The sequence below is a fragment of the Escherichia sp. E4702 genome, assembly GCF_963883545.1.
Lineage (GTDB): Bacteria > Pseudomonadota > Gammaproteobacteria > Enterobacterales > Enterobacteriaceae > Escherichia.
This window is the reverse complement of sequence record NZ_CAWORF010000018.1, coordinates 1-22,650: the sequence shown is the minus strand read 5'-3', so window position 1 is coordinate 22,650 and position 22,650 is coordinate 1. Positions and strand designations below refer to the sequence as shown.

Annotated in this window: 22 protein-coding genes and 5 pseudogenes; 22 read left to right on the top strand and 5 right to left on the bottom strand. The window is 52.3% G+C overall.

The features are described from left to right. Window positions 1-2: 2 nt before the first annotated feature. The 10 genes from lysB (at window position 3) to AACU94_RS12145 (ending at window position 6,232) form a co-directional block, all read left to right on the top strand. Complete coding sequence (gene lysB / locus AACU94_RS12190; protein WP_240726472.1) at window positions 3-410, top strand: Rz-like lysis system protein LysB; 408 nt, start codon at window positions 3-5, stop codon at window positions 408-410. Beyond that, window positions 310-555 (top strand): Rz1-like lysis system protein LysC, encoded by a 246-nt coding sequence (gene lysC / locus AACU94_RS12185; protein ID WP_225103931.1) that lies wholly within the window; start codon window positions 310-312, stop codon window positions 553-555. Before lysB ends, lysC begins: the two co-directional genes overlap by 101 nt. After that, window positions 518-985 (top strand): phage tail protein, encoded by a 468-nt coding sequence (locus AACU94_RS12180; RefSeq protein ID WP_083583080.1) that lies wholly within the window; start codon window positions 518-520, stop codon window positions 983-985. The genes lysC and AACU94_RS12180 overlap by 38 nt, the downstream gene beginning before the upstream one ends. Continuing rightward, entirely contained in the window at window positions 978-1,430 is a 453-nt protein-coding gene (locus tag AACU94_RS12175) for a phage virion morphogenesis protein (RefSeq protein WP_135489500.1), read from the top strand. Before AACU94_RS12180 ends, AACU94_RS12175 begins: the two co-directional genes overlap by 8 nt. A gap of 66 nt (window positions 1,431-1,496) precedes the next feature. After that, the gene (locus AACU94_RS12170; protein WP_135489499.1) at window positions 1,497-2,132 is read left to right on the top strand and encodes a phage baseplate assembly protein V; all 636 of its coding nucleotides are present in this window, start codon (window positions 1,497-1,499) and stop codon (window positions 2,130-2,132) included. Beyond that, entirely contained in the window at window positions 2,129-2,476 is a 348-nt protein-coding gene (locus AACU94_RS12165; protein WP_106760601.1) for a GPW/gp25 family protein, read from the top strand. Before AACU94_RS12170 ends, AACU94_RS12165 begins: the two co-directional genes overlap by 4 nt. Before the next feature lie 4 nt (window positions 2,477-2,480). Next, a complete protein-coding gene (locus tag AACU94_RS12160; RefSeq protein WP_001121496.1) occupies window positions 2,481-3,389 on the top strand; it encodes a baseplate assembly protein in 909 nt (302 codons plus the stop codon). Beyond that, window positions 3,382-3,993 (top strand): phage tail protein I, encoded by a 612-nt coding sequence (locus tag AACU94_RS12155; protein ID WP_135489498.1) that lies wholly within the window; start codon window positions 3,382-3,384, stop codon window positions 3,991-3,993. The genes AACU94_RS12160 and AACU94_RS12155 overlap by 8 nt, the downstream gene beginning before the upstream one ends. Then, on the top strand, window positions 3,990-5,630 hold the full coding sequence (locus AACU94_RS12150) for a phage tail-collar fiber domain-containing protein (RefSeq protein WP_135489497.1): 1,641 nt from the start codon (window positions 3,990-3,992) through the stop codon (window positions 5,628-5,630). The genes AACU94_RS12155 and AACU94_RS12150 overlap by 4 nt, the downstream gene beginning before the upstream one ends. Then, complete coding sequence (locus AACU94_RS12145) at window positions 5,630-6,232, top strand: tail fiber assembly protein (protein WP_135489496.1); 603 nt, start codon at window positions 5,630-5,632, stop codon at window positions 6,230-6,232. The genes AACU94_RS12150 and AACU94_RS12145 overlap by 1 nt, the downstream gene beginning before the upstream one ends. Here AACU94_RS12145 and AACU94_RS12140 read toward each other — a convergent pair. After that, window positions 6,204-6,278: pseudogene (locus tag AACU94_RS12140) on the bottom strand (tail fiber assembly protein); the annotation flags it as partial. The gene AACU94_RS12145 and the pseudogene AACU94_RS12140 overlap by 29 nt on opposite strands. A gap of 9 nt (window positions 6,279-6,287) precedes the next feature. Here AACU94_RS12140 and AACU94_RS12135 point away from each other — a divergent pair. From AACU94_RS12135 to ogrK, 9 genes and pseudogenes are all read left to right on the top strand, one after another. After that, a pseudogene (locus AACU94_RS12135) lies at window positions 6,288-6,449 on the top strand (helix-turn-helix domain-containing protein); the annotation flags it as partial. Between the two features lie 59 nt (window positions 6,450-6,508). After that, entirely contained in the window at window positions 6,509-7,699 is a 1,191-nt protein-coding gene (locus AACU94_RS12130) for a phage tail sheath protein (RefSeq protein ID WP_001286716.1), read from the top strand. Between the two features lie 12 nt (window positions 7,700-7,711). Further along, window positions 7,712-8,230: a phage major tail tube protein gene (locus AACU94_RS12125; protein WP_001251408.1), complete on the top strand. Its 519-nt coding sequence runs from the start codon at window positions 7,712-7,714 to the stop codon at window positions 8,228-8,230. 56 nt (window positions 8,231-8,286) lie between these two features. After that, a complete protein-coding gene (locus AACU94_RS12120; RefSeq protein WP_021540560.1) occupies window positions 8,287-8,562 on the top strand; it encodes a phage tail assembly protein in 276 nt (91 codons plus the stop codon). A gap of 32 nt (window positions 8,563-8,594) precedes the next feature. Then, the gene (locus AACU94_RS12115) at window positions 8,595-8,714 is read left to right on the top strand and encodes a GpE family phage tail protein (RefSeq protein WP_135489502.1); all 120 of its coding nucleotides are present in this window, start codon (window positions 8,595-8,597) and stop codon (window positions 8,712-8,714) included. After that, window positions 8,707-11,154, top strand: a complete 2,448-nt coding sequence (locus AACU94_RS12110) for a phage tail tape measure protein (protein ID WP_135489495.1) — start codon at window positions 8,707-8,709, stop codon at window positions 11,152-11,154. The genes AACU94_RS12115 and AACU94_RS12110 overlap by 8 nt, the downstream gene beginning before the upstream one ends. Window positions 11,155-11,168: 14 nt before the next feature. Next, window positions 11,169-11,648 carry a phage tail protein gene (locus AACU94_RS12105; protein WP_016249379.1) on the top strand — a complete coding sequence of 160 codons (480 nt, stop codon included), beginning with the start codon at window positions 11,169-11,171 and terminating at the stop codon, window positions 11,646-11,648. Beyond that, window positions 11,648-12,811 carry a phage late control D family protein gene (locus AACU94_RS12100; RefSeq protein ID WP_135489494.1) on the top strand — a complete coding sequence of 388 codons (1,164 nt, stop codon included), beginning with the start codon at window positions 11,648-11,650 and terminating at the stop codon, window positions 12,809-12,811. Before AACU94_RS12105 ends, AACU94_RS12100 begins: the two co-directional genes overlap by 1 nt. 81 nt (window positions 12,812-12,892) lie before the next feature. After that, on the top strand, window positions 12,893-13,111 hold the full coding sequence (gene ogrK, locus AACU94_RS12095) for a prophage transcriptional regulator OgrK (RefSeq protein WP_000468308.1): 219 nt from the start codon (window positions 12,893-12,895) through the stop codon (window positions 13,109-13,111). A 319-nt stretch (window positions 13,112-13,430) separates the two neighbouring features. On the opposite strand, the gene pflB is transcribed toward ogrK, so the two are convergent. The 3 genes from pflB to ycaO all read right to left on the bottom strand — a co-directional run bounded on the left by pflB (window position 13,431) and on the right by ycaO (window position 18,792). Beyond that, window positions 13,431-15,713, bottom strand: coding sequence for a formate C-acetyltransferase (gene pflB, locus AACU94_RS12090; protein WP_001292820.1), 2,283 nt, complete (start codon window positions 15,711-15,713; stop codon window positions 13,431-13,433). A 54-nt stretch (window positions 15,714-15,767) separates the two neighbouring features. Beyond that, window positions 15,768-16,625, bottom strand: coding sequence for a formate transporter FocA (gene focA / locus AACU94_RS12085; RefSeq protein WP_000642546.1), 858 nt, complete (start codon window positions 16,623-16,625; stop codon window positions 15,768-15,770). A gap of 406 nt (window positions 16,626-17,031) precedes the next feature. Next, window positions 17,032-18,792 (bottom strand): 30S ribosomal protein S12 methylthiotransferase accessory factor YcaO, encoded by a 1,761-nt coding sequence (gene ycaO, locus AACU94_RS12080; protein ID WP_135404496.1) that lies wholly within the window; start codon window positions 18,790-18,792, stop codon window positions 17,032-17,034. Between the two features lie 129 nt (window positions 18,793-18,921). Between ycaO and AACU94_RS12075 the strand changes: the two are divergent. The 3 genes and pseudogenes from AACU94_RS12075 (at window position 18,922) to aroA (ending at window position 22,257) form a co-directional block, all read left to right on the top strand. After that, window positions 18,922-19,615, top strand: a pseudogene (locus AACU94_RS12075) (DUF421 domain-containing protein). Window positions 19,616-19,813: 198 nt separating this feature from the next. After that, window positions 19,814-20,902: a 3-phosphoserine/phosphohydroxythreonine transaminase gene (gene serC / locus AACU94_RS12070; protein WP_022645462.1), complete on the top strand. Its 1,089-nt coding sequence runs from the start codon at window positions 19,814-19,816 to the stop codon at window positions 20,900-20,902. Between the two features lie 70 nt (window positions 20,903-20,972). Beyond that, window positions 20,973-22,257: pseudogene (aroA, locus tag AACU94_RS12065) on the top strand (3-phosphoshikimate 1-carboxyvinyltransferase). 68 nt (window positions 22,258-22,325) lie between these two features. Here the strand turns inward: aroA and AACU94_RS12060 are convergent. Continuing rightward, a pseudogene (locus AACU94_RS12060) lies at window positions 22,326-22,650 on the bottom strand (IS4 family transposase); the annotation flags it as partial.

The window sequence follows — 22,650 nt, the reverse complement described above, 5'->3', positions numbered from 1 at the left end:
TTGTGATGGTTGTGTTGTTATCGCTGGCGGTGGCGGGTCTGTTTCTGGCGAAGCATAAAAACGCCAGCCTGCGCACCTCACTGGACAGGGCAAACAATGTCGCCAGCGGGCAGCAGACGACCATCACCATGCTGAAAAACCAGCTTCATGTTGCGCTCACCAGGGCAGACAAAAACGAGCTGGCGCAGGTTGCACTGCGTCAGGAGCTGGAGAACGCCGCGAAGCGTGAAGCACAGCGCGAGAAAACCATTACGAGGTTACTCAATGAAAACGAAGATTTTCGCCGCTGGTACGGCGCTGGCCTGCCTGATGCTGTGCGCCGGTTGCACCAGCGCCCGGCCTGCACCGACGCCAGTGATTGTCCACAACGCCTGCCCGAAAGTGAGCCTTTGCCCGATGCCGGGCAGTGACCCGGAGACGAACGGTGATTTAAGTGCCGATATCCGGCAGCTTGAGAACGCGCTGGCACGCTGTGCCAGCCAGGTAAAAATGATTAAACACTGTCAGGACGAAAACGATGCTCAAACCCGACAGCCTGCGCAGGGCGCTGACTGATGCCGTCACGGTGCTGAAAACCAGTCCCGAGATGCTGCGGATATTCGTGGATAACGGGAGTATTGCCTCCACACTGGCGGCGTCGTTGTCATTCGAAAAGCGTTACACGCTCAATGTCATTGTGACCGACTTTACCGGTGATTTTGACCTGCTCATCGTGCCGGTGCTGGCGTGGCTGCGGGAAAATCAGCCCGACATCATGACCACCGACGCAGGCCAGAAAAAGGGCTTCACGTTTTATGCAGACATCAACAATGACAGCAGCTTTGATATCAGTATCAGCCTGATGCTGACCGAGCGCACGCTGGTCAGTGAGGTGGACGGCGCGCTGCATGTGAAGAATATCCCGGAACCCACGCCGCCGGAGCCGGTCACCCGCCCGATGGAGCTTTATATCAATGGCGAACTGGTGAGCAAGTGGGATGAATGAGTTTAAGCGTTTTGAAGACCGGCTGACCGGACTGATTGAGTCGCTGTCACCGTCAGGGTGTCGGCGACTGAGTGCCGAACTGGCGAAACGTCTGCGGCAGAGTCAGCAGCGTCGGGTGATGGCACAGAAAGCCCCGGACGGCACCCCCTACGCGCCACGCCAGCAGCAGAGCGCCAGAAAAAAGACCGGTCGCGTTAAGCGAAAAATGTTTGCGAAACTTATCACCAGTCGTTTTTTGCATATCCGCGCCAGCCCGGAACAGGCATCAATGGAATTTTACGGCGGGAAGTCACCGAAAATCGCCAGTGTGCATCAGTTCGGTCTGTCGGAAGAAACCCGGAAAGACGGTAAGAAAATTGATTATCCGGCGCGTCCTCTGCTCGGCTTTACCGGTGAGGATGTGCAGATGATTGAAGAGATTATCCTGGCTCACCTTGAGCGTTAGTTGTGCCATTCCCGACACCTCATCGTCACATTGCCGCCGGTATGACCCGGCGGCATCCTTCCCGTTATGAACACTCTCGCAAATATTCAGGAACTCGCGCGCGCACTGCGCAACATGATTCGCACCGGCCTTGTCGTCGAAACCGACCTTAACGCCGGTCGCTGCCGTGTGCAGACCGGCGGCATGTGCACCGACTGGCTGAAGTGGCTGACCCAGCGCGCCGGTCGTTCGCGCACATGGTGGGCACCTTCCGTGGGGGAACAGGTGCTGATTCTGGCCGTGGGCGGTGAACTCGACACGGCGTTCGTTCTGCCGGGGATTTATTCCGGTGATAACCCCGCGCCGTCTGCGTCGGCGGATGCCCTGCATATCCGTTTCCCTGACGGGGCGGTGATTGAGTATGAACCTGAAACCAGTGCACTCACGGTAAGCGGAATTAAAACGGCCAGCGTGACGGCTTCTGATTCTGTTACTGCCACGGTGCCGGTGGTCACGGTGAAAGCATCAACCCGTGTCACTCTGGACACGCCGGAGGTGGTCTGCACAAACAAGCTGATCACCGGCACGCTGGAAGTGCAGAAGGGCGGGACGATGCGCGGCAACATTGAACACACCGGCGGTGAACTCTCATCAAACGGTAAGGTACTGCATACCCATAAACACCCCGGCGACAGCGGCGGCACAACCGGGAGTCCTCTATGACAGCGCGTTATCTCGGAATGAATCGCAGTGATGGCCTGACTGCCACTGACCTTGAACATATCAGCCAGAGTATCGGCGATATCCTGCGCACGCCAGTCGGTTCACGGGTGATGCGTCGTGATTACGGCTCGTTGCTGGCGTCAATGATTGACCAGCCGCAGACCCCGGCGCTTGAGTTGCAGATTAAGGTCGCCTGTTACATGGCAGTGCTGAAATGGGAACCCCGCGTCACCCTGTCATCCGTCACCACGGCGCGCAGTTTTGACGGGCGAATGACAGTTACGTTAACCGGCCAGCACAACGACACCGGCCAGCCACTTTCGTTAACCATCCCTGTGAGTTGAAACCATGCCGATTATCGACCTGAACCAGCTACCCGCACCGGATGTGGTCGAGGAGCTGGACTTTGAAACCATTCTTGCCGAACGCAAGGCGACACTGATTTCCCTTTACCCGGAAGACCAGCAGGAGGCGGTCGCCCGTACCCTGACACTGGAATCTGAGCCTCTCGTCAAACTGCTGGAGGAAAATGCTTATCGTGAGCTTATCTGGCGTCAGCGTGTGAATGAGGCCGCACGGGCGGTAATGCTGGCCTGTGCCGCCGGTAATGACCTTGATGTGATTGGCGCCAATTACAACACCACGCGCCTGACTATCACCCCGGCAGATGATTCGACCATCCCGCCGACACCGGCAGTGATGGAATCTGACACCGATTATCGTCTGCGTATTCAGCAGGCGTTTGAGGGCTTAAGCGTCGCCGGGTCAGTGGGAGCCTATCAGTATCATGGTCGCAGTGCTGACGGGCGTGTCGCGGATATTTCTGTCACCAGTCCGTCTCCGGCCTGCGTCACCATCTCTGTGCTGTCACGTGAAAATAACGGTGTCGCATCCGAAGACCTGCTGGCTGTGGTGCGTAACGCCCTTAATGGCGAGGACGTCAGGCCGGTGGCCGACCGCGTGACCGTGCAGTCTGCCGCCATTGTTGAATACCAGATAAACGCCACGCTTTACCTTTACCCTGGTCCCGAAAGCGAACCCATTCGCGCTGCTGCCGTGAAAAAACTGGAAGCGTATATCACGGCACAGCACCGGCTGGGGCGCGACATCCGTCTGTCTGCCATTTATGCCGCTTTGCATGTGGAAGGTGTGCAGCGTGTCGAACTGGCTGCACCGCTGGCCGACATCGTGCTCAACAATACGCAGGCGTCTTTCTGTACCGAATACAGCGTCGTGACCGGAGGCTCGGATGAGTGATTCGCGCCTGCTGCCGACCGGCTCATCACCGCTTGAGGTCGCCGCCGCGAAAGCCTGTGCGGAAATTGAAAAAACGCCGGTCAGTATTCGTGAGCTGTGGAACCCGGACACCTGCCCGGCAAATCTGTTGCCGTGGCTGGCGTGGGCGTTTTCGGTTGACCGCTGGGATGATAAGTGGCCGGAAGCGACAAAACGCGCTGTTATCCGCGATGCGTATTTCATTCACTGCCATAAGGGCACTATTGGTGCGATTCGCCGTGTGGTGGAGCCGCTTGGCTATCTGATTGAGGTAAGGGAGTGGTGGCAGCTCAACGAGGAGCCGGGGACGTTCCGTATCGTTGTTGGCGTGCTTGAGCAGGGTATTACCGAGGAAATGTATCAGGAACTGGAGCGTCTCGTTGCTGATGCAAAACCGGCGAGCCGCCATCTGACGGGACTGGCTATCAGCTTAAGTACAACCGGCAACATTTTTGCCGGTGCGGGATGCTATCACGGCGACGCCCTGACGATTTATCCCTACACCCCGGAGGCCATTATTGTCGGAGGGAATTATTTCCCGGCCTCGGTCATTCATTTCATTGATAACCTGAGAGTAAACGCATGACAGTGAAATACTACGCCATTCTGACTAATCAGGGCGCGGCACGGCTGGCTAACGCGACGATGCTCGGTAGTAAGCTGAATCTGACGCAAATGGCCGTTGGTGATGCGAATGGTGTCTTGCCGACACCAGACCCGGCACAGACAAAACTGATTAACCAGAAACGCATCGCGCCGCTGAATCTTCTGAGTGTTGACCCGAACAACCAGAGCCAGATTATTGCGGAGCAAATCATCCCTGAAAACGAGGGCGGATTCTGGATACGTGAGATTGGGCTTTATGATGATGAAGGCGTACTCATTGCGGTAGCGAACTGTCCGGAAACGTACAAACCGCAGTTACAGGAAGGCAGTGGCCGCACCCAGACCATCCGCATGATTCTGGTTGTCACGAACACCGAAGCCATCACGCTGAAAATCGACCCGGCTGTGGTACTGGCAACACGTAAATATGTGGATGACAAAATTTCTGAGCACGAACAGTCACGACGCCACCCGGACGCCTCGCTGATCGCAAAAGGTTTTACTCAGTTAAGCAGTGCAACCAACAGCACATCTGAAACACTGGCCGCAACACCGAAAGCGGTTAAGGCTGCATATGACCTGGCTAACGGGAAATATACCGCTCAGGATGCGACTACGGCACGAAAAGGCCTTGTTCAACTCAGTAGCGCCACAAACAGCACATCTGAAACGCTGGCAGCGACGCCAAAAGCTGTTAAGACGGTAATGGATGAAGTGAACAAAAAAGCGCCATTAAACAGCCCGACCCTGACCGGAACGCCAACAACGCCAACAGCGCCAAAGGGTACTAATAATACTCAGATCGCAAGCACGGCTTATGTTATGGCCGCGATTACCGCACTTGTAGACTCGTCACCTGACGCACTGAACACGCTGAACGAGCTGGCGGCGGCGCTGGGTAACGACCCGAATTTTGCGACAACCATGACTAACGCACTTGCGGGTAAGCAACCGAAGGATGCCACACTGACGGCGCTGGCAGGACTTGCTACATCAGCAGATAAACTCCCTTATTTTTCAGGGGCAGATCGTGCTGCGCTAACCGCACTGACAAGTGTTGGACGCGCCATTATTGGCAAGACCAGCACACAGGGGGTTCTTGATTACCTTGGTTTGGGGAAAGGCTCTGCATTGCCTGTTGGCGTACCTGTTTCGTGGCCTTCAGCCACGCCGCCGACAGGCTGGCTGAAATGCAATGGTGCTGCCTTTGATAAGGTGAAATATCCTGAGCTTGCCAAGGTATACACCACCGGAAAATTACCTGATTTACGCGGTGAGTTTATTCGTGGCTGGGATGATGGACGCGGTGTAGACAGTGGACGATCACTACTCAGTAGTCAGGATGCAACTTTTATTCGTACAGCGTTACAGGATTATTACGGGGTTGATACAGCAACATCTGTCAAGGTGGGGATAGCATTTGCTTCCGCCGATAAAGTACAAACAAGCGGGATACCTGCTAATTCTAAAGCTGGCGACAGCAGTAACTATGTTCCAGCTTCGTCTGATAACTCCATTACGGGAACGCAGAAAACAGCAGAAGACGGTTTTAATAGTGCATGGATATCAGTGCGACCACGTAATACATCATTTAATTATATTGTGAGAGCTGCATAATGGATAACGCGATATTGAATAACGAACTTATTGCCGTTCAGGCAGGAAGCCTCATCGTTTACAACTATGACAGTGAGACGCGGGAATATATTTCCTCATCAACTGAATATCTTGCTGTGGGAGTCGGTATTCCGGCATATTCTTGTTTAGACGCACCTGGTATACATAAGGCTGGTTATGCAATCTGCCGTTCTGTGGATTTAAATTCATGGGAATATGTGCCAGACCATCGCGGTGAAATCGTCTATAACACCGAAACGGGTGACGCCAAAGAAATCACAGCACCGGGCGACTATCCTGACAACACAACTACTATCGCCCCGTTAACGCCATACGATAAATGGGATGGTGAGAAATGGGTGACAGATACTGAGGAGCAACATTACGTCGCAGTAGAGACGGCAGAAACACAGCGCCAGTCGCTGATTGATGCCGCAATGGCTTCCATTAGTCTGATTCAGTTGAAATTGCAGGCCGGGCGCAAACTGACGCAAACTGAAACAACCCGGCTTAACGCTGTGCTGGATTACATTGACGCGGTGACAGCAACAGATACCAGCACAGCGCCGGATGTTATCTGGCCTGAACTGCCGGAGGCGTAGGCCATTCAATATCTGGAGCACTGGAAATTTCGACCAGTTCCAGTGCTCCAGATAATCGACTGCGTGGGAACAGGCAGGACGATTGCTGGCTGCGAGGAAATCACGTCAACGTGTGGCGCTGATTTTTGATATTGACCTGTCCACGCTCTATAAAAAATTCGCCTCATCAGCGACAAAGAATAAATTGTGTCATCCCTCAGCCAACCGGGACAAATAGCCTGACATCTCCGGCACACATGAAAATACCACTCACCCATTAACCACGGAGTTAAACGGATGAGTGACTATCATCACGGCGTGCAGGTGCTGGAGATTAACGACGGCACCCGCGTCATTTCCACCGTATCCACTGCCATTGTCGGCATGGTCTGTACGGCCAGCGATGCGGATGCGGAAACCTTCCCCCTCAATAAACCTGTGCTGATTACCAATGTGCAGAGCGCAATTGCAAAGGCCGGTAAAAAAGGCACGCTGGCGGCATCGTTGCAGGCCATCGCCGACCAGTCAAAACCGGTCACCGTTGTCGTGCGTGTGGAAGACGGCACCGGCGACGACGAGGAAACGAAACTCGCGCAGACCGTTTCCAATATCATCGGCACCACTGACGAAAACGGTCAGTACACCGGACTGAAAGCCCTGCTGGCGGCAGAGTCGGTAACCGGTGTTAAACCGCGCATTCTCGGTGTGCCGGGACTGGACACCAAAGAGGTGGCTGTTGCACTGGCATCAGTCTGTCAGAAGCTGCGCGCTTTCGGGTATATCAGCGCATGGGGCTGTAAAACCATTTCCGAGGTGAAAGCCTACCGCCAGAATTTCAGCCAGCGTGAGCTGATGGTCATCTGGCCGGATTTCCTCGCATGGGATACGGTCACCAGTACCACTGCCACCGCGTATGCCACCGCCCGTGCGCTGGGTCTGCGTGCTAAAATCGACCAGGAGCAGGGCTGGCATAAAACGCTGTCCAACGTCGGGGTAAACGGTGTTACTGGCATCAGTGCCTCTGTATTCTGGGATTTGCAGGAGTCCGGCACCGATGCTGACCTGTTGAACGAGTCAGGTGTCACAACGCTGATTCGCCGTGACGGTTTCCGTTTCTGGGGTAACCGTACCTGCTCTGATGACCCGTTGTTCCTCTTTGAAAACTACACCCGCACCGCGCAGGTGCTGGCCGACACGATGGCTGAGGCGCACATGTGGGCTGTGGATAAGCCCATAACCGCAACGCTGATTCGCGACATCGTTGACGGCATTAATGCCAAATTCCGTGAACTGAAAACAAACGGCTATATCGTGGATGCGACCTGCTGGTTCAGCGAAGAATCCAACGATGCGGAAACCCTCAAGGCCGGAAAACTGTATATCGACTACGACTATACACCGGTGCCTCCTCTCGAAAACCTGACCCTGCGCCAGCGTATTACCGATAAATACCTGGCAAATCTGGTCACTTCGGTTAACAGCAATTAAGGAGCCTGACCGATGGCAATGCCGCGCAAACTCAAGTTAATGAACGTCTTTCTGAACGGCTACAGCTATCAGGGCGTTGCAAAGTCCGTCACGCTGCCAAAACTGACTCGTAAGCTCGAAAACTATCGCGGTGCGGGGATGAACGGCAGCGCACCGGTAGACCTCGGCCTTGATGACGATGCGCTGTCAATGGAGTGGTCGCTCGGGGGCTTCCCGGATTCGGTTATCTGGGAGCTTTACGCCGCAACCGGTGTGGATGCTGTGCCGATTCGTTTTGCAGGCTCTTACCAGCGCGACGATACCGGCGAAACGGTGGCCGTCGAAGTGGTCATGCGTGGACGTCAGAAAGAAATCGACACCGGCGAGGGTAAACAGGGAGAAGACACCGAGTCGAAAATCTCCGTGGTCTGCACCTATTTCCGGCTGACGATGGACGGTAAGGAGCTGGTCGAAATCGACACCATCAACATGATTGAGAAGGTGAACGGCGTCGACCGGTTGGAGCAACACCGCCGCAATATCGGCCTGTGATTTTCATCCGGTCAGCCAGGCTGACCGGTTAACCCTGATTCAGAAGTGAGAAAACCATGAACAAAGAAAATGTGATTACCCTGGAAAATCCGGTCAAACGTGGTGAGCAGGTTATCAAACAGGTCACGCTGATGAAACCTAATGCCGGGACGCTTCGCGGTGTCAGTCTGGCTTCGGTCGCACACTCCGAAGTCGATGCACTTATTAAGGTGCTGCCGCGCATGACGGCACCGATGCTGACCGAGCAGGAAGTCGCCGCGCTGGAACTGCCTGACCTTGTGGAACTGGCCGGTAAGGTGGTCGGTTTTTTGTCGCCGAACTCGGTGCAGTGACGTTTCCGAAAAATCTGTCGGTAGATGACCTGATGGCGGATGTGGCAGTGATATTTCACTGGCCGCCATCAGAACTGTATCCCATGAGCCTGACCGAACTCATCACATGGCGCGAAAAGGCGCTCCAGCGAAGCGAAAACACGAATGAGTAACAATGTAAAATTACAGGTATTGCTCAGGGCTGTTGACCAGGCATCCCGCCCGTTTAAATCCATCCGCACAGCGAGTAAGTCGCTGTCGGGGGATATCCGGGAAACACAAAAATCACTGCGCGAGCTGAATGGTCACGCATCCCGTATTGAGGGATTTCGCAAGACCAGCGCACAGCTTGCCGTGACTGGTCATGCACTTGAAAAGGCACGGCAGGAAGCCGAAGCCCTTGCCACACAGTTTAAAAACACCGAACGTCCGACCCGTGCTCAGGCGAAAGTGCTGGAATCCGCAAAGCGTGCGGCGGAGGACTTACAGGCGAAATATAACCGCCTGACGGATTCCGTTAAACGCCAGCAGCGGGAACTGGCCGTTGTGGGAATTAATACCCGCAATCTTGCACATGATGAGCAGGGACTGAAAAACCGTATCAGTGAAACCACCGCACAGCTTAACCGTCAGCGCGACGCGCTGGCGCGTGTCAGTGCGCAACAGGCAAAACTTAACGCAGTCAAACAGCGTTATCAGGCCGGAAAGGAACTGGCCGGAAATATGGCCTCAGTGGGCGCTGCCGGTGTGGGGATTGCTGCTGCGGGAACGATGGCCGGAGTTAAGCTGCTGATGCCCGGTTATGAGTTTGCGCAGAAAAACTCAGCATTGCAGGCCGTGCTCGGAGTGGCAAAAGACTCCGCCGAAATGACCGCACTCCGCAAGCAGGCGCGCCAGCTCGGCGACAACACCGCCGCCTCAGCGGATGATGCGGCCGGTGCGCAGATTATCATTGCGAAAGCGGGTGGAGATGCTGCGGCTATTCAGGCAGCAACGCCGGTCACACTGAATATGGCACTGGCAAACCAGCGGTCGATGGAAGAAAACGCGCAATTGTTGCTGGGGACTAAGGCATCCTTTCAACTGTCAAATGATGATGTCAGCCATGTGGGCGACGTGTTGTCGGCAACGATGAATAAGTCGGCGGCTGATTTTCAGGGTCTCAGTGATGCACTGACTTACCTCGGCCCGGTTGCGAGGACGGCAGGTGTAAGTCTTGAGCAGGCAGCGGCCATGACCGGTGTGCTGCATGACAATAACATCAGGGGGTCAATGGCGGGTACGGGTAGCAGTGCCATTGTCACCCGATTACAGGCACCGACTGGAAAAGCATGGGATGCACTCAAAGAGCTTGGCGTTAAAACCTCGGACAAAAAGGGAAATATGCGTCCGTTGTTCACCATTCTGAAAGAGATTCAGGCCAGCTTTGATAAACACAAGCTGGGAACGTCTCAGAAGGGGGAATACCTTAAAACCATTTTTGGTGAGGAAGCCCTGAAATCAGCGAACGTTTTACTGGCAGCGGCAGCAAGCGGAAAACTGGATAAGCTGACCGCCACGCTGAAAGCCTCGGACGGTAAAACGGAAGAGCTGGTTAAAATCATGCAGGATAACCTCGGTGGTGACTTTAAGGAGTTTCAGTCCGCTTATGAGGCGGTGGGGACTGACCTGTTTGACCAGCAGGAAGGTACACTGCGTAAGCTCACGCAGACGGCCACAAAGTATGTGTTAAAACTCGACGGCTGGATCCAGAAAAACAAATCACTGGCGTCAACCATCGGCATCATTGCCGGTGGCGCGCTGGCGCTGATTGGCATCATCGGTGCAATTGGTCTTGTAGCCTGGCCGGTTATCACCGGCATCAATGCCATCATCGCGGCAGCAGGCGCAATGGGGGCAATCTTCACGACGGTTGGCAGTGCTGTTATGACCGCCATCGGGGCTATTAGCTGGCCGGTTGTGGCCGTGGTGGCTGCCATTGTCGCCGGGGCGTTGCTTATCCGTAAATACTGGGAGCCTGTCAGCGCATTCTTTGGCGGTGTGGTTGAAGGGCTGAAAGCGGCATTTGCGCCGGTGGGGGAACTGTTCACGCCACTGAAGCCGCTGTTTGACTGGCTGGGCGACAAGTTACAGGCCGCGTGGCAGTGGTTTAAAAACCTGATTGCCCCGGTTAAAGCCACACAGGACACCCTGAACCGTTGCCGTGACACGGGCGTCATGTTCGGGCAGGCACTGGCTGACGCGTTGATGCTGCCGCTTAATGCGTTCAACAAACTGCGCAGTGGTATTGACTGGGTACTGGAAAAACTCGGTGTTATCAACAAAGAGTCAGACACACTTGACCAGACCGCCGCCAGAACTCAAGCCGCCACGTATGGCAGCGGTGGTTATATTCCGGCGACCAGCTCTTATGCAGGTTATCAGGCTTATCAGCCGGTCACGGCACCGGCTGGCCGCTCTTATGTAGACCAGAGTAAAAACGAATATCACATCAGCCTGACGGGTGGTACTGCGCCGGGGACACAGCTCGACCGCCAGTTACAGGATGCGCTCGAAAAATACGAGCGGGATAAACGTGCGCGCGCCCGTGCCAGCATGATGCATGACGGTTGAGGAGGTGACGAAAAATGATGCTCGCGTTAGGTATGTTTGTTTTTATGCGCCAGACGCTGCCACACCAGACCATGCAGCGTGAATCAGATTATCGCTGGCCGTCAAATTCCCGTATCGGTAAACGGGATGCCTACCAGTTTCTCGGTGTGGGTGAGGAGAACATGACGCTTGCCGGTGTGCTTTATCCCGAACTGACCGGCGGAAAGCTGACGATGACCACGCTCAGGCTGATGGCAGATGAAGGCCGGGCGTGGCCGTTGCTGGATGGCACTGGCATGATTTACGGCATGTATGTCATCAGCAAGGTGAGTGAAACAGGGAGTATTTTCTTTGCAGACGGCACACCCCGGAAAATTGATTTTACGCTGTCGCTCACCCGCGTTGATGAATCACTGGCCGCGCTTTATGGCGATATCGGTAAACAGGCGGAGTCGCTCATCGGTAAGGCCGGCAGTATGGCGACCAGATTCACGGGTATGACGGGGGCAGGATAATGCTGGATGCGCTGACATTTGATGCAGGCAGTACGCTGACGCCGGATTACATGCTGATGCTCGACAGCAGGGATATTACCGGCAATATCAGCGACCGTCTGATGAGCATGACCCTGACGGATAACCGGGGCTTTGAGGCTGACCAGCTTGATATTGAACTGAACGATGCCGACGGGCAGGTCGGGCTGCCGGTTCGTGGCGCTGTCCTGACGGTGTATATCGGCTGGAAAGGTTTTGCCCTGGTATGCAAAGGGAAATTCACCGTTGATGAGGTTGAACACCGGGGCGCGCCGGATGTGGTCACCATCCGCGCCCGGAGTGCAGATTTCCGCGGGACGCTCAATTCCCGCCGTGAAGGCTCCTGGCATGACACCACGCTCGGTGCGATTGTTGAAGCGATAGCCTCCCGTAACAGGCTGGAAGCCAGTGTCGCTCCGCCACTGGCCGGAATTAAAATCCCGCACATCGACCAGTCGCAGGAGTCAGATGCGAAATTCCTGACCCGTCTTGCTGAACGCAACGGCGGTGAGGTGTCGGTAAAAATGGGAAAACTGCTGTTTCTCAAAGCGGGGCAGGGGGTGACGGCCAGCGGTAAAAAAATCCCGCAGATTACCATCACCCGCAGTGACGGCGACCGCCATCATTTTGCGATTGCTGACCGTGGAGCCTATACCGGCGTAACAGCAAAGTGGTTACACACCAAAGACCCGAAACCGCAAAAGCAGAAGGTAAAACTGAAACGCAAAAAGAAAGAAAAACACCTGCGCGCACTGGAGCACCCGAAAGCGAAACCGGTCAGGCAGAAGAAAGCGCCAAAAGTACCGGAAGCACGCGAAGGTGAATACATGGCCGGTGAGGCTGACAACGTTTTTGCCCTGACCACGGTATATGCCACGAAAGCGCAGGCCATGCGCGCCGCTCAGGCGAAGTGGGATAAACTGCAACGGGGCGTTGCGGAGTTCTCCATCAGCCTGGCTACCGGTCGGGCAGATATTTACACGGAAACACCGGTTAAAGTGTCAGGCTTTAAGCGCGTCATAGACGAGCAGGACTGGACAATCACTAAGGTGACACATTTTCTGAATAATAGCGGCTTCACGACGTCCTTAGAGCTTGAGGTCAGGCTTTCTGATGTGGAGTACGAAACAGAAGATGATGAGTGATATGTTTTATTTATCTGTTTGTTTTATAAGGATAAATTAACTAAAATGGCACCATCAACAAAACCGGAAGAGGTGCTCGCGATGTTTCATTGTCCTTTATGCCAGCATGCCGCACATGCGCGTACAAGCCGCTATATCACTGACACGACAAAAGAGCGTTATCACCAGTGCCAGAACGTGAATTGCAGCGCCACGTTCATCACCTATGAGTCGGTACAGCGATACATCGTGAAGCCGGGAGAAGTCCACGCCGTAAGGCCGCACCCGTTGCCGTCAGGGCAGCAAATTATGTGGATGTAATTACAAACAGAAAGCCCCTCAGTCGAGGGGCTTTTTTTGTCGATGTGGTCAATGTGTGGACGTGACCAGAAATAAATCCTTTTATTTCATATGATTAGATATCAAAAAATGTCACCAATAACTGACATTGCGGTGTTTCTCCAGATGTGGCCCATCTGAGGCCGTGTTGGTGCGCAGCTCGAAGGCTACGTCGAGTCTGTTTTGGCAGTTACCTTAAAGTATAGATAGCTGACAAAAAAGGCTCTCTTGCTAAAAAAGGCCCCACTTTCGTGGAGCCTTTATTGTACGCTTTTTACTGTACGATTTCAGTCAAATCTAATTACATAGATTGAGTGAAGGTACGAGTAATAACGTCCTGCTGCTGTTCTTTAGTCAGCGAGTTGAAACGTACTGCGTAGCCAGATACACGGATGGTCAGCTGCGGATATTTTTCCGGGTTTTCCATCGCGTCGAGCAGCATTTCACGGTTCATCACGTTAACGTTCAGGTGCTGACCACCTTCGATGGACGCTTCGTGGTGGAAGTAACCATCCATCAGACCAGCCAGGTTGGTCTTACGAACTTCGTCGTCTTTACCCAGTGCGTTCGGAACGATAGAGAAGGTGTAAGAGATACCATCTTTAGCGTAAGCGAACGGCAGTTTAGCAACGGAAGTCAGGGAAGCTACAGCACCTTTCTGGTCACGGCCGTGCATCGGGTTAGCACCCGGTCCGAACGGCGCGCCAGCACGACGACCGTCTGGGGTGTTACCGGTTTTCTTACCATACACAACGTTAGAAGTGATGGTCAGAACAGACTGAGTCGGGATAGCGTCACGGTAGGTGTGCAGTTTCTGAATTTTCTTCATGAAACGTTCTACCAGGTCAACAGCCAGGTCATCTACACGCGGATCGTTGTTACCAAACTGCGGGTATTCGCCTTCGATTTCGAAGTCGATAGCCAGACCGTCTTCGTCACGAATCGGTTTAACTTTCGCATATTTGATTGCAGACAGGGAGTCAGCAGCAACGGACAGACCAGCGATACCACACGCCATGGTGCGGATAACGTCACGGTCGTGCAGCGCCATCAGAGAGGCTTCGTAGCTGTACTTGTCGTGCATGTAGTGGATGATGTTCAGTGCAGTGATGTACTGTTTAGCCAGCCAGTCCATGAAGTGATCCATGCGCTCCATCACTTCATCGTAGTTCAGGAGGTCGCCTTTGATCGGTTCAGACTTCGGACCAACCTGCATTTTCAGTTTTTCGTCAACGCCGCCGTTGATTGCGTACAGCATGGTTTTCGCCAGGTTTGCACGCGCACCGAAGAACTGCATTTGTTTACCAACGATCATCGGGCTTACGCAGCAAGCGATAGCGTAGTCATCGTTGTTGAAGTCCGGACGCATCAGGTCATCGTTCTCATACTGCAGAGAAGAGGTGTCGATGGACACTTTAGCGGCGAATTTCTTGAAGTTCAGCGGCAGTTTTTCAGACCACAGAATGGTCATGTTCGGTTCCGGAGACGGACCCATGGTGTACAGGGTGTTCAGGAAACGGAAGCTGTTTTTGGTAACCAGGGTACGACCGTCGAGGCCCATACCACCGATAGATTCGGTTGCCCAGATCGGGTCGCCAGAGAACAGTTCATCGTACTCTGGAGTACGCAGGAAGCGAACCATACGCAGTTTCATGACCAGGTGGTCAACCATTTCCTGCGCTTCTTGTTCGGTGATCTTGCCAGCTTTCAGGTCACGTTCGATGTACACATCCAGGAAGGTGGAGGTACGACCGAAGGACATTGCAGCACCGTTCTGAGACTTAACAGCAGCCAGGTAGCCGAAGTAAGTCCACTGGATAGCTTCCTGAGCGTTGGTAGCCGGACCAGAGATGTCGTAGCCGTATTTCGCAGCCATTTCTTTCATCTGACCCAGAGCGCGGTGCTGTTCAGCAATTTCTTCGCGCAGACGGATAGTCTGTTCCAGGTTTACGCCGTTTTCCAGATCAGCCTGCAGAGAGGTGAACTGTGCCAGTTTGTCTTTCATCAGGTAGTCGATACCGTACAGCGCAACGCGACGGTAGTCACCGATGATACGACCACGGCCATATGCATCTGGCAGACCGGTCAGAACACCAGATTTACGGCAACGCAGGATGTCCGGAGTGTAAACGTCGAACACGCCCTGGTTGTGAGTTTTACGGTATTCAGTGAAGATTTTTTTGATCATCGGATCCAGTTCGCGGTTGTACGCTTTGCAGGAACCTTCGATCATTTTGATACCACCGAACGGGATAAGAGCACGTTTCAGCGGAGCTTCAGTCTGCAGACCAACGATTTTCTCAAGCTGCTTGTTGATGTAGCCAGCGTCGTGAGAGGTGATGGTGGAAGCAACAGCGGTGTCAAAGTCAACTGGCGCGTGAGTGCGGTTTTCCAGTTTAACGCCTTCCATTACTTTGTCCCACAGGGTGGTGGTCGCTTCAGTAGCGCCAGCCAGGAAGGACTCGTCACCCTCGTACGGAGTGTAGTTTTTCTGAATGAAGTCACGGACGTTTACTTCATTCTGCCAGTCACCTTTGGTAAAACCTTCCCAGGCTGTGGCTAACTTTTCATTAAGCTCGGACATGTAACACCTACCTTCTTAAGTGGATTTTTTATTTACTGCGTACTTCGACAACCATTAATGGTGATCGTTTTCACGCAGGTAAATGACCCAGTATGTCAACCCAACCAACAAACCACCGCCGATAATATTACCGATCGTAACCGGAATCAGGTTATCAGTGATGAAGTTCATCACGGTCAGGTGAGAAAAATTTTCCGGTGCAGAACCGACAGCGGTCCAGAATTCCGGAGATGCGAAGTCGCGGATTACAATACCCATCGGGATCATAAACATGTTTGCGATACTGTGCTCAAAACCGCTGGCAACAAACATCGCGACCGGCAGCACCATGATAAACGCTTTGTCCATCAGGCTGCGGCCAGAATAACTCATCCATACTGCCAGACATACCATCAGGTTTGCCAGGATACCAAGACAGACGGCCTCAATAAAAGTATGGTGCACTTTGTGGTCGGCGGTTTGTAGGACATTTAGTCCCCATTGACCATTCGCGGTCATATATTCGCCAGAAAGCCACATTAAAAGTACAAACAGCAGTGCGCCGACCAGGTTGCCAAAATAGACATTTAACCAGTTTTTCGCCAACTGGCCCCAGGTGATGCGCCCACTCGCCTTGGCAACAACAATCAACACTGTGGAAGTAAAGAGATCGGCTCCGCAGACAACACAAAGAATCAGCCCCAGAGAGAAGCAAATGCCGCCAACCAGTTTTGCCATGCCGAAGGGCATTGTGCCTGTGCCAGTGGTTGCTGTGATATAGAAGACGAATGCGATTGAGATGAAAACACCGGCGGTAATCGCCAGATAGAAAGTCTTAAGCGGATGTTTCGTTGCTTTATAGACACCTGCCTCTTCGGCCACTTTGGCCATTGCAGCAGGAAGTAAAAGATCAAAAGGGTTGTCAGCTTTCACACTAACTCTCTCTTTATTAAGTCGGCGACGAGATACTAACAAAGCATTATAGATGAGAAATTGATATAGATCATATCTCGCCTGGCTTATAGGCCCGTAACTCGCATGGTTTTTATGCAAATACGGAGTAAATATTTGATTATCCAAATAAAAATAAATTTTAAAAATTAACAAATGAGTTGAATTTTTTCCGCATCCTCCGCTAAAACAGTTAATTAAAAGGGAGCACCAGGCGAATAAAGTAACAATATCGATCGTATTTATTAAATACAAATTACCGATATTTAACCTTATAATTACAATTATTTTATTAATGCAAATATATGTAAAGCGGGGCATTAAAAAAAACGCCCCGTAATATAACTCAGACGAATCAAATAGCCTACATTGCGTAGGCTATTTGATTTTATTTTGCCCAGAATGCTGCTTTGGCGCGCTGCAGCTTTTCGTAGGCCTTCAACAACGACTGATGTGCAGCAAACGCGTGCAGATCGCTATCTACTGGTTGCAACCCATAAAACGCCGCTTCGCCGCTCATTGCCGCACTGGCGGCTTCTACGGCATCTGCGCCGTACATGCGAACAAACGCATTCAGATATTGCAGCGGCTGGCGATCTTCTTCCTGTGCCAGTAATAACAACGTTTGCAGGCAACGATAATAGTTGGCGCGTTCCGGACTAAATACTGATGAGTTAAACTCCATCGTCCATTCGGTCCAGACCAGAGCCTGTTCCAGATCGCCACCAGCCAGCGCCAGCATGGCTTTTAATTCACCGATACGCAGAGTGTACCAGCCGTTATCCGGTCCGGTCGCCAGACCCAGCAGCTCACGCACGCGGGTAAAGTCATCAAAACCTTCTTCATCCAGTTGCTCGATGAGGTTCAGGTAATCTTCCTTTTCCCACTCGCTACCGGGCAGTGACAGAATTGTTTCCCGTAAATGGCTGCCCATACCGTTATTTGCCAGCCATAAATCTTCAGCCGGATAAATATCGGACATGCCAGGCACGATAATGCGGCAAGCGTAGACACCCAGATGCTCGTAATCGGCAATATAAACTTCTTTATCTTCCTTTTTGAAGATAGCCATCAGCGTGGCGAACTCTTCTTCCGTGGTGCCGGAGAAGCTCCAGTCCACAAACGGATAATCGGCATCCTGCTTGAACAGGTCCCAGGAGATTAAACCGCTGGAATCGATAAAGTGCGTTTCGAGGTTGGTATGTTCAGCGACTTCTTCATCATCGAAGGTTGGTGGAGTAAACACATCCAAATCTTTCAGGCCACGACCTTGCAGCAGCTCGGTCACGGTACGTTCCAGTGCTACGCCAAAATCAGGATGCGCACCGAAAGAGGCAAAGCAGGTACCGTTAGCAGGATTGAACAGTACCACGCAAATCACCGGATACTGGCCGCCAAGCGAACCATCATAAGCAAAGATTGGGAAACCTTCTGCTTCCAGTGTTTCGATGGCTTCAACCACCGCTGGGTAACGCGCCAGCACGTCTGCCGGGATCTCTGGCAGGCTGATGCTTTCAGCAATAATTCGGTTTTTCACGTAGCGTTCGAAAACTTCAGACAATCCCTGAACGCGTGCTTCGTTGCGGGTATTACCTGCGGACATACCGTTGGAGACGTACAGGTTACCAATGATATTCATCGGAATATAAACGGTCTGATTGTCGGACTGACGCGTAAACGGCAGGCCGCAAATACCACGATCTTCGTTACCGGATTGCAGGTCAATCAGCATGCTACCGGTCAGTTCATTTTCCGGATCGTAAAATGCGCGCAGACGGTCATCGAGCAGCCCTTCTGGCACATCGTCATTTTCGGTCAGTGGGAACCATTTTTCGTTGGGATAATGCACGAACGGACCGTTGGCGATGGTTTCGCCCAGCCAGAAGTCCGCAAAAAAGTAGTTGGTAGACAGACGCTCGAAATATTCACCGAGGGCAGAAGCCAGCGCCGCTTTTTTGGTTGCGCCTTTGCCGTTGGTAAAACACAGGGCGCACTCTTTGTCGCGAATGTGCACAGACCAGACGTTAGGCACCGGATTCAGCCAGGAGGCCTCTTCAATCTGAAAACCGAGGTCGGAGAGTTTTTGCTGGAAGCGAGCGATGGAATCTTCCAGTGCGGCATCTTTGCCGGGGATAAATGTTTGCGTCATGAAAATCACTTTAGTCGTACGGAAAGCGCGCAATAATACGGGTTTTATCTCAAAGGTGCTATCACCGCCGCCATGCCGATGAACTGTTGACTATGCTTTTAGCGGATAAACTACGATAAGAGCATAAAAATGAAGGCGTTCGATCTCCACCGTATGGCATTCGATAAAGTGCCTTTTGATTTCCTTGGCGAAGTTGCACTACGTAGTCTTTATACCTTTGTACTGGTCTTTTTTGTTCCTCAAAATGACAGGGAGACGCGGTGTGCGGCAAATGTCGCTATTTGAAGTATTAATCATTCTGACGCTGGGGTCGGCGGCGGGGGATGTGGCGTTTTATGACGATGTGCCAATGGTCCCGGTGCTTATTGTCTTTATTACCCTGGCGTTGTTATACCGCCTGGTGATGTGGTTGATGGCGCACAGTGAAAAACTGGAAGATCTTCTGGAAGGTAAACCGGTTGTCATTATTGAAGATGGCGAGCTGGCCTGGTCGAAACTCAATAACTCCAACATGACGGAATTTGAGTTCTTTATGGAACTACGGTTGCGTGGCGTGGAACAACTGGGGCAGGTACGTTTGGCGATTCTCGAAACCAACGGGCAAATTAGCGTCTATTTCTTTGAGAATGACAAAGTAAAACCGGGATTACTTATTTTACCCAGTGACTGTACTCAGCGTTACAAAGTGGTGCCGGAGTCGGCGGACTATGCATGCATCCGTTGCAGTGAAATCATTCATATGAATGCGGGGGAAAAACAATTATGTCCGCGCTGTGCAAATCCAGAATGGACGAAGGCAAGTCGGGCAAAACGGGTGACTTGACAGTAAAAACATCGGCTATTTGCTAATAATCCGAGAGATTCTTCTGTGTGATGCAAGCCACATTTTTGCCCTCAACGGTTTTACTCATTGCGATGTGTGTCACTGAATGATAAAACCGATAGCCACAGGAATAATGTATTACCTGTGGTCGCAATCGATTGACCGCGGGTTAATAGCAACGCAACGTGGTGAGGGGAAATGGCTCAAATCTTCAATTTTAGTTCTGGTCCGGCAATGCTACCGGCAGAGGTGCTTAAACAGGCTCAACAGGAACTGCGCGACTGGAACGGTCTTGGTACGTCGGTGATGGAAGTGAGTCACCGTGGCAAAGAGTTCATTCAGGTTGCAGAGGAAGCCGAGAAGGATTTTCGTGATCTTCTTAATATCCCCTCCAACTACAAGGTATTGTTCTGCCACGGCGGCGGTCGCGGTCAGTTTGCTGCTGTACCGCTGAATATTCTTGGTGATAAAACCACCGCAGATTATGTTGATGCCGGTTACTGGGCGGCAAGTGCCATTAAAGAAGCGAAAAAATACTGCACGCCTAATGTCTTTGACGCCAAAGTGACTGTTGATGGTCTGCGTGCGGTTAAGCCAATGCGCGAATGGCAACTCTCTGATAATGCTGCTTATATGCATTACTGCCCGAATGAAACCATTGATGGTATCGCCATCGACGAAACGCCAGACTTCGGCAAAGATGTGGTGGTCGCTGCCGACTTCTCTTCAACCATTCTTTCCCGTCCGATTGATGTTAGCCGTTATGGCGTAATTTACGCTGGCGCACAGAAAAATATCGGCCCGGCTGGCCTGACAATCGTCATCGTTCGTGAAGATTTGCTGGGCAAAGCGAATATCGCTTGTCCGTCGATTCTGGATTATTCCATCCTCAACGATAACGACTCCATGTTTAACACGCCGCCAACGTTTGCCTGGTATCTGTCTGGTCTGGTCTTCAAATGGCTGAAAGCGAACGGCGGTGTGGTTGCAATGGATAAGATCAATCAGCAAAAAGCAGAACTGCTGTATGGGGTGATTGATAACAGCGATTTCTACCGCAATGATGTGGCGAAAGCTAACCGTTCGCGGATGAACGTGCCGTTCCAGTTGGCGGATAGCGCGCTTGATAAATTGTTCCTCGAAGAGTCTTTCGCTGCGGGCTTACATGCGCTGAAAGGTCACCGTGTGGTCGGCGGAATGCGTGCTTCTATTTATAACGCCATGCCGCTGGAAGGCGTTAAAGCACTGACAGACTTCATGGTTGAGTTCGAACGTCGTCACGGCTAATGCCGACATTTTGCGTAATCCCCACAGCCAGACTGTGGGGTTTTTATTTCTGTTGTAGAGAGTTGAGTTCATGGAATCCCTGACGTTGCCACCCCATCGCCCGTGTCGATGGCACTATTAATCTGCCTGGTTCCAAGAGCGTTTCTAACCGCGCTTTATTGCTGGCGGCATTAGCACACGGCAAAACAGTATTAACTAATCTGCTGGATAGCGATGACGTGCGCCATATGCTGAATGCATTAACAGCGTTAGGGGTAAGCTATACGCTTTCAGCCGATCGTACGCGTTGCGAAATTATCGGTAACGGCGGTCCATTACACGCAGAAGGTGCCTTGGAGTTGTTCCTCGGTAACGCCGGAACGGCAATGCGTCCGCTGGCGGCAGCTCTTTGTCTGGGTAGCAATGATATTGTGCTGACCGGTGAGCCGCGTATGAAAGAGCGCCCGATTGGTCATCTGGTGGATGCGCTGCGCCTGGGCGGGGCGAAGATCACTTACCTGGAACAAGAAAATTATCCGCCGTTGCGTTTACAGGGCGGTTTTACTGGCGGCAACGTTGACGTTGATGGCTCCGTTTCCAGCCAGTTCCTCACCGCACTGTTAATGACTGCGCCTCTTGCGCCGAAAGATACAGTTATTCGTATTAAAGGTGATCTGGTTTCTAAACCTTATATCGATATCACGCTCAACCTGATGAAAACGTTTGGTGTTGAGATTGAAAATCAGCACTATCAACAATTTGTCGTAAAAGGGGGGCAGTCTTATCAGTCTCCGGGTACTTATTTGGTCGAAGGAGATGCATCTTCAGCTTCTTACTTCCTGGCAGCAGCAGCAATCAAAGGCGGCACGGTAAAAGTGACCGGCATTGGACGCAACAGTATGCAGGGCGATATTCGATTTGCTGATGTACTGGAAAAAATGGGGGCGACCATTAGCTGGGGCGATGATTATATTGCCTGCACGTGTGGCGAACTGAACGCCATCGATATGGATATGAACCATATTCCCGATGCGGCGATGACCATTGCCACGACGGCGTTATTTGCAAAAGGCACAACCACGCTGCGCAATATTTATAACTGGCGCGTAAAAGAAACGGATCGCCTGTTCGCGATGGCAACAGAGCTACGTAAAGTCGGTGCAGAAGTTGAAGAGGGGCACGATTTCATTCGCATAACTCCACCGGTAAAACTGAACTTTGCCGAGATCGCGACATACAATGATCACCGGATGGCGATGTGTTTCTCGCTGGTGGCATTGTCAGATACGCCAGTGACGATTCTTGACCCCAAATGTACGGCTAAAACCTTCCCGGATTACTTCGAACAACTGGCGCGGATAAGCCAACCAGCTTGAATAACGGGCGATAAATAGACAAATATTTCTTTCTAAAAACGTCGGCACATTGCCGTAATGCCAGTCAGTTAAGCAACTGACTGGCCTTTTTTCGAGGCTATGGGGTATCTCCAGGGCCTTTCCTTTACCACCCTGGGGAAGGCCCTTTCCCTTCTTGTCGGCAACCTTACCAGTTGTCCCATACTTTCAAGATCCTGCATCAGCTCCGGAATACGACCTGGTGAAGCCCCCTGAAGGGTCATCAGCATTCTCATGACCATGCCGCATGATTCTGAGAAGCTCAGCTGATTCGGCCAGTATCCTTTCAGATGGCCCGCCATTTTAATCATCTGATATCTCACCAGATTATACGCCAGTAACACGCCCCATAACTCCTGCTCCACAACGCTCCGG